The sequence below is a fragment of the Flaviaestuariibacter amylovorans genome, from assembly GCF_039541815.1.
Classification (GTDB): domain Bacteria; phylum Bacteroidota; class Bacteroidia; order Chitinophagales; family Chitinophagaceae; genus Flavisolibacter; species Flavisolibacter amylovorans.
This window is the reverse complement of the sequence record NZ_BAABGY010000007.1, coordinates 1082024-1097912: the sequence shown is the minus strand read 5'-3', so window position 1 is coordinate 1097912 and position 15889 is coordinate 1082024. Positions and strand designations below refer to the sequence as shown.

The 15889-nt window shown below is 60.4% G+C and carries 11 protein-coding genes; 4 read left to right on the top strand and 7 right to left on the bottom strand.

What is annotated here, in order from left to right; translation table 11 throughout:
- Nucleotides 1-49 precede the first annotated feature (49 nt).
- From ABD937_RS13135 to ABD937_RS13120, 4 genes are all read left to right on the top strand, one after another.
- Nucleotides 50-1285, top strand: coding sequence for a BamA/TamA family outer membrane protein (locus ABD937_RS13135; RefSeq protein WP_345256205.1), 1236 nt, complete (start codon nt 50-52; stop codon nt 1283-1285).
- 518 nt (nt 1286-1803) lie between these two features.
- Nucleotides 1804-3522 carry a hypothetical protein gene (locus tag ABD937_RS13130; protein WP_345256204.1) on the top strand — a complete coding sequence of 573 codons (1719 nt, stop codon included), beginning with the start codon at nt 1804-1806 and terminating at the stop codon, nt 3520-3522.
- Nucleotides 3509-6994: a hypothetical protein gene (locus ABD937_RS13125; RefSeq protein ID WP_345256203.1), complete on the top strand. Its 3486-nt coding sequence runs from the start codon at nt 3509-3511 to the stop codon at nt 6992-6994. The genes ABD937_RS13130 and ABD937_RS13125 overlap by 14 nt, the downstream gene beginning before the upstream one ends.
- Before the next feature lie 71 nt (nt 6995-7065).
- The gene (locus tag ABD937_RS13120) at nt 7066-7572 is read left to right on the top strand and encodes a hypothetical protein (RefSeq protein ID WP_345256202.1); all 507 of its coding nucleotides are present in this window, start codon (nt 7066-7068) and stop codon (nt 7570-7572) included.
- A 549-nt stretch (nt 7573-8121) separates the two neighbouring features.
- On the opposite strand, the gene ABD937_RS13115 is transcribed toward ABD937_RS13120, so the two are convergent.
- The 7 genes from ABD937_RS13115 to ABD937_RS13085 all read right to left on the bottom strand — a co-directional run bounded on the left by ABD937_RS13115 (nt 8122) and on the right by ABD937_RS13085 (nt 15639).
- The gene (locus ABD937_RS13115; protein ID WP_345256201.1) at nt 8122-8760 is read right to left on the bottom strand and encodes a response regulator; all 639 of its coding nucleotides are present in this window, start codon (nt 8758-8760) and stop codon (nt 8122-8124) included.
- Between the two features lie 26 nt (nt 8761-8786).
- Nucleotides 8787-11069 carry a tetratricopeptide repeat protein gene (locus ABD937_RS13110; RefSeq protein ID WP_345256200.1) on the bottom strand — a complete coding sequence of 761 codons (2283 nt, stop codon included), beginning with the start codon at nt 11067-11069 and terminating at the stop codon, nt 8787-8789.
- A gap of 105 nt (nt 11070-11174) precedes the next feature.
- Entirely contained in the window at nt 11175-11891 is a 717-nt protein-coding gene (gene dapB / locus ABD937_RS13105) for a 4-hydroxy-tetrahydrodipicolinate reductase (RefSeq protein ID WP_345256199.1), read from the bottom strand.
- A 284-nt stretch (nt 11892-12175) separates the two neighbouring features.
- Nucleotides 12176-12820 carry a DUF5683 domain-containing protein gene (locus ABD937_RS13100; protein ID WP_345256198.1) on the bottom strand — a complete coding sequence of 215 codons (645 nt, stop codon included), beginning with the start codon at nt 12818-12820 and terminating at the stop codon, nt 12176-12178.
- A gap of 95 nt (nt 12821-12915) precedes the next feature.
- Complete coding sequence (locus tag ABD937_RS13095; RefSeq protein ID WP_345256197.1) at nt 12916-13836, bottom strand: ParB/RepB/Spo0J family partition protein; 921 nt, start codon at nt 13834-13836, stop codon at nt 12916-12918.
- Between the two features lie 211 nt (nt 13837-14047).
- Complete coding sequence (locus tag ABD937_RS13090) at nt 14048-14857, bottom strand: ParA family protein (RefSeq protein ID WP_345256196.1); 810 nt, start codon at nt 14855-14857, stop codon at nt 14048-14050.
- 101 nt (nt 14858-14958) lie between these two features.
- Nucleotides 14959-15639, bottom strand: a complete 681-nt coding sequence (locus ABD937_RS13085; RefSeq protein ID WP_345256195.1) for a metal-dependent hydrolase — start codon at nt 15637-15639, stop codon at nt 14959-14961.
- Between the last annotated feature and the right edge of the window lie 250 nt (nt 15640-15889).

Below are 15889 nucleotides of genomic sequence, written 5' to 3'. Positions count from 1 at the left end.
GGCCCTTCTGCGCGTTCACATGAGTCGAAAATTATATCTTAGCGCCTCCATGAACCAACTGCCTGCTTTACTTTTCCGTACTGTACTTGGTGCGCTTTCCCTGCTCCTCTACTTCGCCGCGCCGGCGGCGGCTCAACATGGCTCGTCGGAGCCCGATACCACCCAGCCCGATACCGGCATTCCGCAAAAAGACATCTTCGACGTCATCTACGCCGTGCTCAAAAAGGAGCGCAAGGACGGCGGGCACAAAGAATCGCAATTCTCCGTGATCCCCGGCCTCAGCTGGGCCCCGCAAACGGGCTGGTCGGCCTCCCTGGCCACGGTGATGGCGTTCCGGAGCCCGTCGGCGCCACGGGGCCAGAAGACCTCCAACATCCTCGCGGGCATCTCCTACACCCAATACAACCAGATCATCCTGCCCGTGCACGTCATCCACTGGACGCGCAACAACCGGATGAACCTGGTGCTGAACGCGCGCTACATGCGCTTTCCCAACAAAACCTATGGCCTTGGCCCGCATACGAAAGCTTCGGACGTATATACGATCAACTTCAACTACCTGAAGCTGCACCCCACGGTGCTTTTCCGCCTGCGCTCCAACCTCTATGGCGGGCCCATCTACTTCTACGACCGCTTTACCCGGGTAACCGAGGTGGATCCCAAGCCGGGCGTTGTCACCGATTTCCAGAAATACGGACTGCAACCAAGCGTGACCGCCAGCGGTGTCGGTGTGCGCGTGCTCTACGACTCGCGCCGCAGCCTCATCAAGCCGGTGAACGGATGGTTTGCCAGCGCCACGGTTCGCATCAACCCCACCGGCCTGGGCAGCACCAACAGCTGGCAGTCAGTGGTGCTCGAAGGGCGTCACTACATCCCCTTCCCGCGCAAGAGCCGCAACATCCTCGCCCTCTGGAGCTACAACTGGCTCACCGTCGGCGGCGGGCGCCCGCCCTACCTGCTACTCCCGAGCAATGCCTGGGACGACTGGCACAATACGGGCCGCGGCTATGTACAAGGACGCTACCGCGGGCGCAATCTCCTCTTCTTCGAATCGGAGTACCGCATGGAGTTTTCCCGCAGCGGGCTGCTGGGCGGCACCGTGTTCGCCAATGCCCAGGCTTATCCCGAAAACCCGCTCGAAGGGCTCGGTCGCGTGCTGCCCGCCGTGGGCGCCGGCATTCGCATCAAGCTCAATAAATACTCGGGCACCAACATCGCCCTCGACTACGGCTTCGGCGTCAACGGGTCGCAGGCCATATCGATGAACCTCGGGGAGGTATTCTGATTTAGTGCAGTTCAGTAGATATACGGTCCGGAAGCAAGGTGCCCAGGCAGCTTTGCTTCCGGACCGTTTCTGTTTCCGGTAGCGACAGAGATGCCTGCGTCATGAATCCGGTTTTCCTTCTTCGCAACGGGTGCTTGTACCTGTTTCCGCCCGCGTGTTTCTACGTGATTTTCGGGTCGCCGACCTTCCGCACTCTTTTTCTCGAAGCACAGCAGTTGTGCTAATGCATTGATCGATATGCGATTGCCGGCACGTGTTTTTACGGGTTTCGTAGTCTTACGAAAAAGTCTCGTAGTTCCTCTCTTGTTCCGGCTTTCTCTACCCGCTAATTTTATTCTACACATCGCGAAATGCTGTTCCCGCGCGGGTTACAGCGCTTCGGGTGCTGACTGCTTGCGTACACCAGGCCTGGTGCTCCAATCCCTTGCTCCGCTGAAAAACCAGTAGAGTTCAGCTACTACTCATCAAACGAGGCGTTCCCGAAAAGCCATACGAGTAGGAACCATAAAACCAAAGCAATGAGTGCAACACAATCCAACCTGTCGGATGCGCGCTACGGCTATGATTTCGTAGTCGCCACCACCCAAAAAAGCATCAACGCCACGCTCAAGGAGTACCTCTACACCACCAAGTTCCCGGTAGTGCGGATGTACTGGAACCAAGACGCCGACGGCAACCCGGTGCCCGTTAGTTACGAGGACCTGATGAAGCAGACCAGCAACACCGACCCGCTGAAAGTGCCCTCCTGGAACGCGGCGCAGCCCATGACGGAGGACCTGACCAACATCAACAACTCCAACTTCTATTTCGCGTTCGAGGCGGCCATCGGCATCCCTTCCGGAATGGCTCCTGAAGACATCAATTTCGACGTGGTGACGCTGCAGCCCGACTCGAACTCGGTGGTGTTCCGCCTTTCCTGCGCCACGTTCACCATCGTTTCGTGCAACTTCGGCCGCCACGGCCTCTCGAGCTTCACCAACCTGCAGCAGCCCTCCGACGGGGCCTGGCTGTTCACGTCTACCGTGAAGCTGCGCGATATCCTCAACAACAGCAACCTGCCCGATAACGTACGCCGCCAGCTCGAGAACTTCGGCCCCGACGCCTTCAGCGTGCAGCAGCTCTTCCTCGACCTCGACACCGCGGCGATCGAGAGTACGCCTACCATTTCCGGACTCGACACCGGTACGCCCGCGTACAACCTGCTTTCGCAGGTGTTCATCGGCGCCTATTTCAATGCGATGAAGACGCAGGGCCACCCGGTGCTCAATTATGCGATCGTACGCAACGCGCCGGATCACAATACGTCGACGCTGCAGCTCACCAACATGGCCATGGAAGTGAGTCCGTTCATCGGAACACCAACGCCGGCGCTCAATACCCTGGCCTACCTCTGCGAGGTCGACGGTAATACTTTGCCGCCATCGGTGCCCTTCTCCTGGAACTGGGTGGAGCCCGGCGAGAGCGGCCAGTTCGACGGCGCGATCGCGATCAACCGCAACACCTTCGCGCGCTACTTCCGCGACCAGCTGCGCGGTTATGTGTCGTCGAACTGCTACGCCACCTGGGTGCGCGTGTGGCTGTCGGGATTCCTCGACACCACCATCAATTACAGCTGGCAGCTCACCGGCAACCAGGCGCCTACCATCACGATGCCCGCTACCGGCAGCACCGTGCTGCAGTTCTCCTATGCCTCCAGCTACTCCGACGAGGCGGGCCTCGGCGGCGACATGGGCGGGATGCGCATCAGCACCAATATGGATGTTTCAGTCGATTTCCGGGGTAACCAGATCGTAATCAGCCAGCACTTCGTGATCGAATGTTACGTGCGGGTGATGCAATCGTCGGAAACCTGGAAGGCCGCGAACCTGTACATCACCGATACCTACGACCTCGCCATCGACCAGAACGGCGGGCTCACGGCAGTACTGAACACGCAGCGTACCGACAACTCCGACGCCACACCGAGCACCAACTGGTTCATCGACGCCTTCACCGGCCTCAACGCCCTCGTCAGCAACGTCGATCAATGGACAAAGGGATTTGCCTCTACCGGCTTCCATACCCTCCCCGTTGCGGTGGCACAGCAGTTCGTGTTCCCCGGCGGCAAGACCTTCGCCTTCAAGGACGTCGTGTTCTCCGGCAACCAGGACCTCATCGCCCACATCACCTATGTCAAATCGAACCTGAGCCTCCCCAATCCGATCACCGTTAAAAACAATGCATATGCAGCCGTATAAGATTTCCTGCTCCTCAGAGCTGATGACGAATTACAAGCAGGCGGAGCTGATGGCGCCCGACAAGAAGTTCGAGGCCCTGCAGACCGCGTTCGGGCTGTCTTTACTCTTCTCGGTGGGCACCGACGACGTGTTCTACGTGACTTCCGAAACCAACGGGCACGAAACCGGCTGGCACAAGACCGACCTCAGCACGGCCATTGCAAAGCAGGTATTCCCGGGCGCACGCATGCGCTGCAAGACCTTCGAGGCCGCGCAAAGTGCCGTCGACGGCAGCATCGGCCTCGCCCTTGTGCTCACCGACGGCAGAAAGGACCACCTGTTCCTCTGCCTCGGCAACCCGAGCGGGAGCACCGACTGGCTCAAAGTCCCGGCCTGGCTGCATTATCCCTTCGACAACCCCGATGGCGACGTGGTGATCGCAGGGGTGTTCCTCAGCGAAACGAGCGACAGCCGGCAATACATCGTGGTAGACATCCTGCGTCACCCAGACAGCCCCGAAAAGCTCATCTCGCGCTACTACATCGACACACGCCGCCGCGGGGGTACCGCCTGGCAGCCGCACGATGTGGCCATCGACCTCGAGGCCGGCACGTACAGCAGCGCGCTTGGCCGCCCATTTCTCCCGGACAGCCCGCACCAACCGACCATTGACGGGCTCTATACCTGTGGACAGGTGGTAGGTCGCCCGCAGTTCACCTACCAGCCGCTGTACAACCAGTTCGACCCGACGGCTGCGCCCCGCGTGGTGCGCCTGCAACTGCCCGGTGGCATTGTGCCCGATACCATTGCCACGAGCCGGCGCGCCGATCTGTCGACCGACCTCTTTGCCACTGGCGGCAGCGGGCTGTATTATTTTGCGCCCGGCAACCAGAACGAGGGCAGCGTAGCCACCTCCGTGATGCAGCACCCGCTGCTGCACGGCGTGCGAAAGCTCTATGCCTGGCGCACCGACGGCGAGGTGATCGTATGGGGCCTCAATGGAGCCGACGAGATCTTCTATACCAGTTGCCCGAACGGGCAGGAGGCGGCGATGCCGTCGGCCTGGAGCCACCCGGTGCCGATCGCGAGCGGCGTCGAGAGCTTCTCGCCCTACCTCAACGTAGTCGACAACGGCAACACCTTCTTCGCCGTTGCCGGCAACACCCTGCGCAAGTTTGTGAAGTCGCCGCATACCAAGACCTGGAGCGTGCAGTCGATCACCTTGCCCGCACCCGACAGCACCGTCACGCAATCGTTCAGCTCGTATACCTCGCACATCGAGGTGCGCGACGAGAACAACCTGCCGGTGGCGGATACGGAGGTGCTGGTGAGCGTGAGCAAGCGGGCCGTGTTCTATGTCAACCACCTGTATTACGTGCTCGATGGTACGCCCGTGCCGTTGAAGACCGATGCCTCGGGAACCATTACGCTCGTGGAGTGGGTGAACGACCTGACTGCCACGCGGGTCAGCATTACCAATCCAGACAGCACTGTAACGACGTATAACCCGATGGATGCGCCCATGGGCCGTAATGCGGCGCTGAATACGAAGGACAGCCTCCGCAACGCGCAGATCACCGCCATGGATGGCAGCAAGCGCCCGCTCGTGCCGGCCGGCGCCTCCGACAGCGACCTGCAGGCCGTGGCGAATGCCAACCGCAACCTCGCGCAGGCCTACAGCGATGTGCAAAATCCGGCCAGCCAGGTGGCGCGCCTCGCACGTCGCGCCAACCCGACGGCCATGCGGGCCAGTATTGCCGGCGTCGGCGGCTTCGACGTCATCTGGGCCGAGGCCGGCGACCTGTTCAACTGGCTGAAGTCGGGCGTGGAAGCAGTAGTGCAGATCATCAAGGACGCGGCCACTGACGTCTGGCATTTCGTGGTCACTATCGCGGGGCAGGTATACGCTGCCGTGCTCGAAACCGCGGAAGCCATCGCCGGTGCCGTGCTCTGGGTGTACCGGCTCATCAAGACGGCCATCGAAGACCTCATCAAGTTCCTGGAATTCCTCTTTGAGTGGCAGGACATCCTGGTCACGCACCGCGTATTGAAAAACGTGTTCCTGAAAGCGGCGCAGCATTCCATCGACAGCCTCTCCGATTTCCGCGGCAGCGTGGACGGGTGCTTCCGGCAGCTCGAGAGCACCGTCAGCGCCTGGGCCGGCATCCCTACCTTCGACCAGACGCCGAACGGCACGACGGCAGGAGCGAAGCCGCTTCCGGGGCAGAACGGCGCGCCGGCCAACCTGGGCATCCACCACTTCAAAGGCAACGCCTCCGCGGCGCGCTCCCCGTTCACACCGGTCACCCTCACCGAGGCGGTCTTCCAGGACCTCATGAACCTGCTGGAGCAGGAGCGCGACACGCTGTCGGGGGCTTATCACTCGATCAAGACCAATATCGTTGATCAATTCGGGTCGCTGTCGATCACGCAGATCATCCAGCGCTTCGCGGCCATCGTAGCCAACACCCTGCTGGAGACGGCGCAGCACATCATCGACGCCGTGCTGGCCGTCTTCATCAAGCTTTCCGAAGGCCTCATCGACGCCTTTGCCGCGCCGCTCGACATCCCGGTGCTGTCGCCGCTGTATAAGATGATCTCCGGCGGCGAGGAGCTTTCCTTCCTCGACCTCACCTGCCTCATCGCGGCGATCCCGGTGACGGTGATGTACAAGGCCGTTGGCGGCAACGTGCCCTTCCGCAACGGCGACGAGTTCACCGACGGGCTGCTGGGCGCTGCCTCTTTCGAAGACGTGCAGCGACAGTTCTTCCCGCCCCCGCCGCCCGTGACGCGCCGCGCGCTGGCAACGGCAGGCATCGACGAGGAGGAGACTCCACTGGTGCGCACGCTGGCGGCCGCACCCGGAGAGCAGGCCGTGCTCGATGAAACGCGCCTCAAGATGTTCGGCTTCGTGACGGGCATCTGCGCCACGGTGGGCTCGGTAGTGATGATCTTCACCTCTACGATCCAGAAAACGCTCGATTACGTTGGGGTGAATCCCTTCCCGAAAACGCTTGCGGCCATCGCCTGCGTCGGCAACGTTTTCTACGTGTCGCCCAACATTGCCACGATGGTGAACGCGAAGACGGCCAACTGGTACCAGCAGCTGAACAACGTGCTCACGGGCATCTCGCTCGTCAAAGGACTTGTGAACATCCCGCTGGCCACGGTCGACAGCGCGAAGCCGCTTGCGAAGGTGTCGCCCGCGATCGAGTCGCTCATCAACCTGGTCTGGAACGTGCCGGTGATCATGAACATCGTCGACAACCACAGTAAGTGGAACACGAAGTACAAGTCGCTCATCCCGGAATCGATCGGCAACTTCGCCTTCAACATCGGCGGCATCCTCGAGTTCCCGATAATGGTGGACGAGGAGCCGGAATCGAAGGTCATCATGATGCTGGTGCAGGACGGGCTCATGGCTACCTATGGCATCTGCATGCCCATCGCAGGCAGCATTTACCAGTGGGAGCAGGGGCAGGATCACAGTTAAGAATTCAGTTGCACCAATGAGAGGCCGCGGCACCTGCCGCGGCCTTTTTTGTGGCTTCGTACCTTAGGTGCGTGGAGCAGCAGCCCTCACCACCCGACTTGCAGGTCTTTGCCAAGCCCATCCCGCGCGAGCAGGCGGTTGTGTTCTCGGTGATCGGTGCCGTAATCCTGCTCGCACGTATGCTGTATAGTGGTGAAGTGTTCACCGCCTTCACACTTGGTGGCGGTGTCCTGCTCGGCATCTGGATGTACCTCACGGTGTTTGCCCGGCCCGACCGGGAGCCCTACCTGCACCTCGACCGGAGCGGCATCTGGCACGGGCGCGGACTCTTCCAAAAACGGCTGCGACTCATCGACTGGAGGGACATCTATTATTTCTTCGAGCTGGAGAAACAGGAGGGAGACGCGCGGAGTCATTACCTGGTGATTGCCCTGAAGGAAGGCGGCAGGGAAGTACACCTGCCCATAACCTGGCCGCACGCTACCCATGAAGCCATAGTATCGATCCTGCGGGAGCAGGCGGCTTATCACGGCTTTCATGAACTTGGAAAGGAGGTACGCCGGCCGGGCGGGTCGTAGCAAAAGCGAAGGTGGTCGTACGGTGAGGCAGGCATAGGTCGTTTGCGGGAGCGGTAGTCCGTTTCTCGCCCTCGAAAAGGTATGTAGTTCTACGGGGCTCCAGGTTATCGCAAAGGCGCAAAGGAAATTTTGTACGCAAAGGGTGCGAAGAGGGTCAAGGGGGCTTCCCGGTTGGGGTCTTTGCCTTCTCTTCCTGGCCGCCTGCCCGTCGTAGGTGGAGCGCGTCGCGGGTACGACGCATGCGCGGAGGCACTCTGCACCTGTTTTAGTCATTCATTTCGCTGGTAGATGCGGCTACCCCCTAAAAGGAAGGCTGCAACCTGTGGTAACGCCTCCGCGCATGTCCCGCCTGCGCGACGCTTCGCTTAACGAAAGGCGGAGGCGTCGATACCTGCAAAAACGGGTGCTCTTTTGGAGAGTTGCGTGGCGTTCTTTTTCCCTACCTAGCGCTCCAGGTTTTTCCGCGCCTTTGCGAACCCGGCTGTATCACCTGGAGAAGATTAGTGCTAAACGTATTCGTTCAGAAATGAAACGATCTGCTGGTTGCGGTCAGCCGATGAGGCGATGCTCGTAGGCGTATTTGATGAGCCCGAGCACGGTGTTGGTGCCTGTTTTACGGAAGATGTTCTTGCGATGGGTCTCCACGGTACGCTCGGAGATGAACAGCTCTCCCGCGATCTGCTTGTTGTTCATTTCCTTTTCGATGAGCCGGATGATCTCGACCTCGCGGGAGGTCAGGTGCGCCTCAGTGTTCTCGCGTTTGCGCACATCGTTACGCTGCAGCTCGCGGAGCACCTCCTCGCCGAAGTAGTGGCCGCCCGCGGCGATCTTGCTGATGGCGTGCACCAGCTCCTCGCGCCCGATGTTCTTCAGCACGTAGCCCGAGATATTGGCCTCTTCGATCATTTCGCTGACCAGCGTTCCCTCGCCGCTCATCGAAAGCGCCAGGATCCGGATGTCGGGAAAGGCCCGGCGCACCTCGCGGGCAAGTACATTGCCGGCCATGCCGGGCATCATTACGTCGGTAAGCAGTACGTCTACCTGCTCGGTGCGCAGGCGGCCGAGGACCTCGGTGGGATCGTTCGTGGCAAATGCGAAATGAAAGCGGGACTCGTCGCGCAGCAGCGACTGCAGCCCGTCGATCACGATCTGGTGGTCGTCTACGAAAGCCAGGGAGATCTTGTTCATTTCAATCGGCAAAATAGGTAAAACAATCAGAGCGGAACATGTATGGCGACCAGGGTGCCCTCACCCGGCCGGGAGTCGAAGTCGACGGTGCCTTTGAGGTAGCCCACGCGGGTGCGCATGTTGCGCAGGCCCATGCCTTCGCCGTCGGCGGAGGGCACGAAGCCGCGCCCGTTGTCCTCGATGGTGGCGCTGATCTCCCCCGGCTCGCGCACCACCGAGATGTCGAGCGTGGTAGCGCCGGAGTGCTTGATCACATTGTTGACGCTTTCCTGGATCACGCGGTAGAGCACCGTTTCCACGTTGGCGTCGAGGCGCTCGTCGAGGCCTTCGGTGTACAGGTGCACCTCGAGGGCTTTGTGATCGAGCTTGCCGATGAACTCGCGGATGGCGGCAGCAAGGCTGTTCTTGAGCAGCGCGTTGGGCATCATGTTGTGCGATACGTGGCGCACCTCGCGGCAGCTGTCGTCGACGAGCGAGATGATATTGCCGAAGTCGCGCTCGGTATCCGCATCGGTGAAGCCGGCCCGGTGCGCAAAGGCGGAGAGGTTCATGCGGGCGGCGCTCATCATCTGGCCTACGCCGTCGTGGAGGTCCTTGGCGATCCGCTGCCGCTCGGCTTCCTCCGCTTCGAGGATGGCCTTGGTGGCGAGCTCCTGCTCGCGCAAAATGGCGGCCTGCAGGCGGGCTTCGTGGGCGAGGCGCCGGCGCCGGTAGAACGACCAGGCGAGGGCGCTGCCCAGTAGTACTACGGCCCCAAGCAGGCCGAGCAGCGCGGTGCGGCGGTCGAGCTGCAGCTGGCGGTTATGGATCTCGAGCGCCTGGAGCTGCGTCTGGCGCTCCAGCTCGCGGATGTTGCGCACGCGCTGGGTGGAGTCGAGCTGCTGCTTCAGGATGGTCCGCTGCTGTCCTTCCAGCTGCAGCTCGTTGCGGGCGAGGATAAGGTCGGCTTCCGAGAGGGCCAGCTTGTTCTGCGTGAGCTCATACAGCTGTTGGGCGAGCTCGAGCTTCTGGTTGCGGATCGCGAGGGCCTTGATGTCGTTGTCCTTGGTAAGGAGCGCGATCGCGGCTTCCTTCTTTTCCGTTTCGTATTTGACCTTCAGGTCGTTCAGCGATTTGACGTTGGCCTCGTTCAGCAGCGCGTCTTTCTGCTTGTTGTACTCCTGGGCGAAGGTGAGCGCCCTGGCATACTCGCCGATGCCCTGGTGGTACTCAGCCTCCACCTCGTAAAGAGTTTTCCGGTCCTGGTTGTTGCTGCTCGCGGTAACGAGGGCAGTGGCACTATCGATGAGCGGACGGGCCTTCGGGTAAGAGCCGAGCCGTACCAGCGCGGAGGCCAGGGTGAGGTAGGAGGAGGGAAGCGCGCGCCGGTTGCCGATCCGCTGGTCGATGGAGAGGGACGTTTCGAGGTAGGGCACCGCCTTCGCCGTTTCACTGCGGCGCAGCAGCACGTCGCCAATGGTCTTGCTCACGGTGGCGAGCTGGCGGGCATCCTTCGCATCTTCATAGATGACCCGGGCCCGCTCCAGCATCGGTAGCGCGTCGTCGTAGCGCCCCTGCTCCGTATACGCCGCGGCCGCGGCGATGAGGCTGATCCCGAGACCGTCGCGGTTACCATTCTTTTCATGAAGGGCCAGTGCCCGCAGGTAGTATTCCAGGGCCTGTGTGTAATCCTTCTTCCGGAAAAAAACGATCCCGATGTTGTTAAGGCTCATGGCCACGCCGCCCGAGCGGTTCATCCGCTCATAGGTTTTCATGGCTACCAGGAAGTTGGTGGCGGCTTTTTCATAATCGCCGATATCCTTGTATACAAAGCCGATGTTGTTATAGGCCATCGCGATTTCGAGCGAGTCTTTGAGCGCTTCGCGGATGACGAGCGACCTCCGGTAGCGCTCCAGGGCGCGTCCATGCTCACCCGTCTCGATGTAGATATTGCCTTCGTTGTTGAGGGCGATGGCCATCTGCTTGCGGTCGCGGTCTTTTTCGGCGAGGAGGTGCATCTGCGCGAACGCCGCCGCGGCGGGTGGGTATTCGCTTTTGAAGTAATGGCCCATGCCGAGCGCATTGGCCGCCTGGACCTTGTACCGGTAAAACGCGGGTGCATCGGGTGCGGCGAGCACGGCGCGGGAATAGTAGATAGTGGAGTCGGGGAAACGCCGCGCGTGCAGCTCGCCGAGGCGCACCTGCACCTTCAGGCGCATCGTGTCGTGCAGCGGCGTGCGCAGCAGGGCGTGGAGGCTGTCGATCTTTTTCTGGCTGAAGGCGGGCAGGCTGCACAATACAAACACACCCGGAAAGAAGGCTTTCCGCATAAGCTACTAAGGTCTTTGGTATAGAAAAGGTATGCAAAAACGCTGAGACGCCGCACGGAAGGGCTTGTTTATACCCAATAGTGGGTAGGGTTCTGGCCGGGCGGCTCAGAACTGCAGCACGTCTTTCATGGTAAAGATCCCTTTCTTGCCGGCAATGAATTCTGCCGCGAGCACGGCGCCGGTGGCGAAACCCTGGCGGTTGTGTGCCGTGTGAACGATCTCGATGTCGTCGACGGGCGAGCTGTAGCGTACGTGGTGCGTGCCGGGAGCAGGGTCGGTGCGCTCGCTGCGGATGGCGAGGTCGCTTTCCTGTTGTGCGTTTTCCTTCACCCAGCGGTCTTTCCGGTCCAGGGCGTCGAGCACCTGCTCGGCCAGCGTTACGGCAGTGCCGCTCGGGGCGTCTTTTTTCTCGGTGTGGTGGATCTCGAGCAGCTCCACGTCGTAGGCCGGCTGCGCGTTCATGAGGCGTGCCAGCATCTTGTTGACTTCGAAGAAGATATTGACGCCCACGCTGAAGTTGGAGGCGTGGAGAAAAGCGCCGCCGGTTTCCTCGCAAATGCGTTTCGCCTCGGGTAATTGCTCGTTCCAGCCGGTAGACCCGCTCACTACGGGAATGCCCCATTGGAGGAGCCGCTGCACGTTGCCAAAGGCGGCGTCGGGCGCCGTGAATTCGATCGCTACGTCGGTACCCCGGAGCGCCTCCTCCGTGAACTCGTGGAGGTTGTCGATGGAGATCCGCAGGGTGATGTGGTGGCCGCGCTCCTGCGCGATGCCCTCGATCATATGCCCCATTTTCCCGTAGCCGATGAGTGCGATGTTCATGGCGCTAAAGTAGGACGTTTATTAGTCTATTGGTTTATTGGTCTATGGGTAAGGAAGTCGCTACTCCGCCGGCTTTTCCCAGGGAAGTCAAAATTCAAAAGTCAAAATTCAAAAACGCTTACGTTCGAAGAGTTTTCATCGGTTGGGGGCACCTGCAGAAGGCAAAGCTATTCGGCCTTAGACGGCGCTTTTGCTTTTAGATTTCAAACCTAGGTACAACTACAAAAAATAAAGGGCGTTCCGCTCAAGGACACCCTTTTGACTTTTGAATTTTGACTTTTGAATTATTTGATCGCCAGCACAAGGCTCATCCCGTTGGTGCCCGCGAGCTCGCTGTAGCCGGGTTTCAGCTTCAGGTCGAGGCTCAGGTTAGGACTGACGTCGAAGGTCTTGAGGTGGGCGTCCACCGCGGCGTCAACGGTCTGGAGGCCCCAGCCCAGGATAATGAACAAGAACGAATAGTCCACGTCTTTGCGGAACTCGTTACGGAGGAACTGCAGGGCGCCGGCGTTGTTGAACTGGATATAGCCCTGGAGCTTTGGGTGCACCCGGGCCTTGTCGGCCGCGTTATTGGTGACGAGGGCGGTGTAGGCGAAGCGCGTGCGGCGGTACCAGGTGAGGTTATAGACGAAGATGCCCACCGGCACGCCCACGGCGGCCCAGGCGAGTGGTACCTTCCAGTATTTGCGGTTGTAGATCTGCCCCCAGCCCGGCACCATGGCCGAGCGGGTCCAGGCCTTGCGGACCGAGTGATTCCGGTGCACCGAGTCGATCTTCCGGTCGGTATTGGCGGAAGCCACCGCGGCCGAAATGTTCACCGTCTTTCCCGTAGAGTCGTCGATGCGCTGGGCGCGGCCTTCCTGTGCGGTAGCCAGGAGCAGCGTTGCTGCCAGAAGGGGGTTGAATAGTTTTCGGATCCTGCGGTTCATATGTATCCTGTTCAGAAAAAAGCGCCTGCCCGTTGCTCTAAAAAAAGGATGCCGCGGCTTTCCCCTCACGGTTCACGGCTCACGGCTCACGTTTCTTAATCGATCGTCACGTTCATCAGGTCGAGGAGCTTGTTGAGCTCTTCGAGCGAATAGTAATCGAAGGTGATCTGCCCCGACCCGTTCTTGGCGTGGCGCATCTTGATGCGGGTGGCGAAGTGGGAGGCGAGTTTGTCTTCGATCTTCTTGAAGGCGGGCGGCAGGCTCGGCACGATGGGCTCGCGCTTGTCGCCGGGCTCCTTGTAGAAGGTGCGTACGAGGTTCTCGGTCTGGCGCACCGACAGGCCCTTGGCGCGGATCTCCTCGAAGATATAGAGCTGCTTGTCGATGGTGTCTACGTTGATGAGGGCGCGGGCATGGCCCATCGAGATCTGGCCGTTGCGCACCGCCACCTGGATGTCGGGCGGCAGCTTCAGCAGGCGGATGTAATTGGTGACCGTGGAGCGGTCCTTGCCCATGCGCTCGGCCACCTGCTCCTGCGTATAGGTCAGTTCCTCCATCATGCGCTTGTAGGAGAGGGCCACTTCCATGGCATTGAGGTCTTCGCGCTGCAGGTTCTCGAGCAGGGCGAGCTCAAGGAGCTCCTGGTCGTTGGCCTGGCGGATATAGGCGGGGATGTCTTTGAGCCCGGCGATCTTGGAGGCGCGCCAGCGGCGCTCGCCCGAGATGAGGCGGTACTTTCCGCCGGGGATCTTCGATACCGTGATGGGCTGGATGATGTCGTGCATCCCGATGGAGGTGGCGAGCTCCTGCAGTGCCGTCTCGTCGAAGTCGCGGCGCGGCTGCTTCGGGTTGGGTTCGATGGCGTCGACGGGGATGCGGAGGATGCTCGTCGCTTCCTGCACCGCGGCGGGCTTCAGGTCGCCGGTGGGCGTCTTGAGGTCGGAGTTGATATTTTGCAGGAGCGAGCGGATGCCTTTGCCCAGCGCCTCTTTATTACTGTTCTTGGAAGTACTCATACACGGTTCGAAATGGCGACGAAGGTACCGGAAAAATCCCACGTGGAACCTGTTGTGAAACCCCTAAAATTATTTCAGATTTCAGATTTCGGATTTGTGATTTGCCTTACGGCGACGGTTAGGCTTTTAAATAAAAGTCCCGCCGGAGAGGCGGGAACGAATAGGTAAAGTCTGGTCGAACGGAAACAAATCTGAAATCTCAAATCTGAAATCACAAATCCTCTTCAAGTGTTCTTTCCTCCTGCGAGATCCGCGTCATGTTGTTCTTCTGCAGGATCTCCTTGGCGAGGTTGAGGTAGTTCATCGACCCCTTGGAGTTCGCGTCGTAGAGGATGACGGGCTTGCCCACGGAGGGGGCTTCGGAGAGGCGCGAGTTGCGGTGGATGATGGTATTGAACACGAGCTCCTCGAAGTGGCGGCGCACTTCGCCCACCACCTGGTTGCAGAGGCGGAGGCGGCCGTCGTACATCGTCATCAGGATGCCTTCGATGGCGAGCTCGGGGTTGAGGCGGCTCTGTACGATCTTGATGGTGTTGAGCAGCTTGCCAAGGCCCTCGAGGGCAAAGAACTCGCACTGTACCGGCACGATCACGGAGTCGGCGCCGGTAAGGGCATTTACGGTGATGAGGCCGAGCGAGGGCGAGCAGTCGATCACGATGAAGTCGTAGTCGTCCTTCACGGCCTGCACCAGCTGCTTGAGCACGTTCTCGCGGTTGGGGTAGTGGATCATTTCGATCTCGGCGCCCACGAGGTCGATGTGGGAGGGGATGAGGTCGAGGTTGGGGATCTCGGTCTTGAGGATGACGTCGCGGGCCGACGCGTTGTTGACCATGCAGTCGTAGAGGCTCTGCGTGATGTTCTGGAGGTCGAAGCCGACGCCCGAGGTGCTGTTGGCCTGCGGGTCGGCATCGATGAGCAGCGTCCGGAATTCGAGCACGCCGAAAGAGGCCGCCAGGTTGATGGCCGTAGTGGTCTTTCCAACGCCGCCCTTCTGGTTTGCTACACCAATGATTCTAGCCATAATTCTAATCTGTTGATCTCAGATCGCGGATCTGTGATCTTTAGTGGTCAATATTTGGTAGTTGGCCCCAGATCTAAGATCCGAGATCATACATCTGAGATCTAAAGCTCGATCGTCTCCCCGATGGCGGGGAGCAGGAGGCGGATGCCGGCGGCGGCGAAGGCGGCTTTGGCTGCCTCGCGGTCGATGGCGATGGGCGGGAAGGTGTCGTAGTGTACTCCTACCACCGTCTGCGTCCCCACCATGCGGGCGGCCTCCACGGCGTCTTCGTAGCCCATCGTGAAATGGTCGCCGATGCAGAGCACGGCAAAGTCGATGCGGGCCCAGCGCGGGATGAGCTGCATGTCCATCGTGAGGGCGGTATCGCCGCTGTAATAGAAGCTCTTATCGCCGGCCGTGACCACGAAGCCCATCGGGTTGCCGCCGTAGCTTCCGTCGGGGAGCCCCGAGGAATGGACCGCGTTGACGCATTTGACCGTGCCGAAGTCGAACGACTTTTTGCCGCCATGGTTCATCCCGATGTTGTTGGCGCTGCCCTGCTGCTCCATCCAGCCCGCCACTTCGGCGGAGGCGATGACGGTGGCACCGGTGCGCTTCGCGATCGCCGGCGCGTCGGCCACATGGTCGCCGTGGCCATGGGAGAGGAGGAGGTAGTCGGCCGGGATCTGGTTGATGTCAACGTCTTTCGCCGCCCCGTTAGGGGTGATGAAGGGGTCGAACAGCAGGTGTTTCCCACCGGCTTCCACGGAAAATGAGGCATGCCCGTAATAGGTCAGTTTCATAGCCAATGCGTTAGGCGCAAAAATACGGCTTTGTGCGGAGGTGGCAAGAACGGGAATCGGCAAACAGCCCCGAAGCTTCGGGGCGGGAATCGGGAATCTGCAATCGGGAATCCGGGCGCCCGTGGCGATACGCAGCCAGCACCGGTTCGGGCCGGGGTAAAGCGTGGTTGTCGTTCCTATGCGCGGTAACCGGTAGCGGAAGGCCGTCCCGTCTTACGAAGGTTCTCCGGAGGTGGGGCACCGGCAGCCC

Bases quoted from the DNA above. Each gene is read 5' to 3' on its own strand.
- ABD937_RS13135 (WP_345256205.1), top strand. From the start codon at position 50: ATGAACCAACTGCCTGCTTTACTTTTCCGTACTGTACTTGGTGCGCTT.
- ABD937_RS13130 (WP_345256204.1), top strand. From the start codon at position 1,804: ATGAGTGCAACACAATCCAACCTGTCGGATGCGCGCTACGGCTATGAT.
- ABD937_RS13125 (WP_345256203.1), top strand. From the start codon at position 3,509: ATGCAGCCGTATAAGATTTCCTGCTCCTCAGAGCTGATGACGAATTAC.
- ABD937_RS13115 (WP_345256201.1), bottom strand. From the start codon at position 8,760: ATGAACAAGATCTCCCTGGCTTTCGTAGACGACCACCAGATCGTGATC.
- ABD937_RS13110 (WP_345256200.1), bottom strand. From the start codon at position 11,069: ATGCGGAAAGCCTTCTTTCCGGGTGTGTTTGTATTGTGCAGCCTGCCC.
- dapB (WP_345256199.1), bottom strand. From the start codon at position 11,891: ATGAACATCGCACTCATCGGCTACGGGAAAATGGGGCATATGATCGAG.
- ABD937_RS13100 (WP_345256198.1), bottom strand. From the start codon at position 12,820: ATGAACCGCAGGATCCGAAAACTATTCAACCCCCTTCTGGCAGCAACG.
- ABD937_RS13095 (WP_345256197.1), bottom strand. From the start codon at position 13,836: ATGAGTACTTCCAAGAACAGTAATAAAGAGGCGCTGGGCAAAGGCATC.
- ABD937_RS13090 (WP_345256196.1), bottom strand. From the start codon at position 14,857: ATGGCTAGAATCATTGGTGTAGCAAACCAGAAGGGCGGCGTTGGAAAG.
- ABD937_RS13085 (WP_345256195.1), bottom strand. From the start codon at position 15,639: ATGAAACTGACCTATTACGGGCATGCCTCATTTTCCGTGGAAGCCGGT.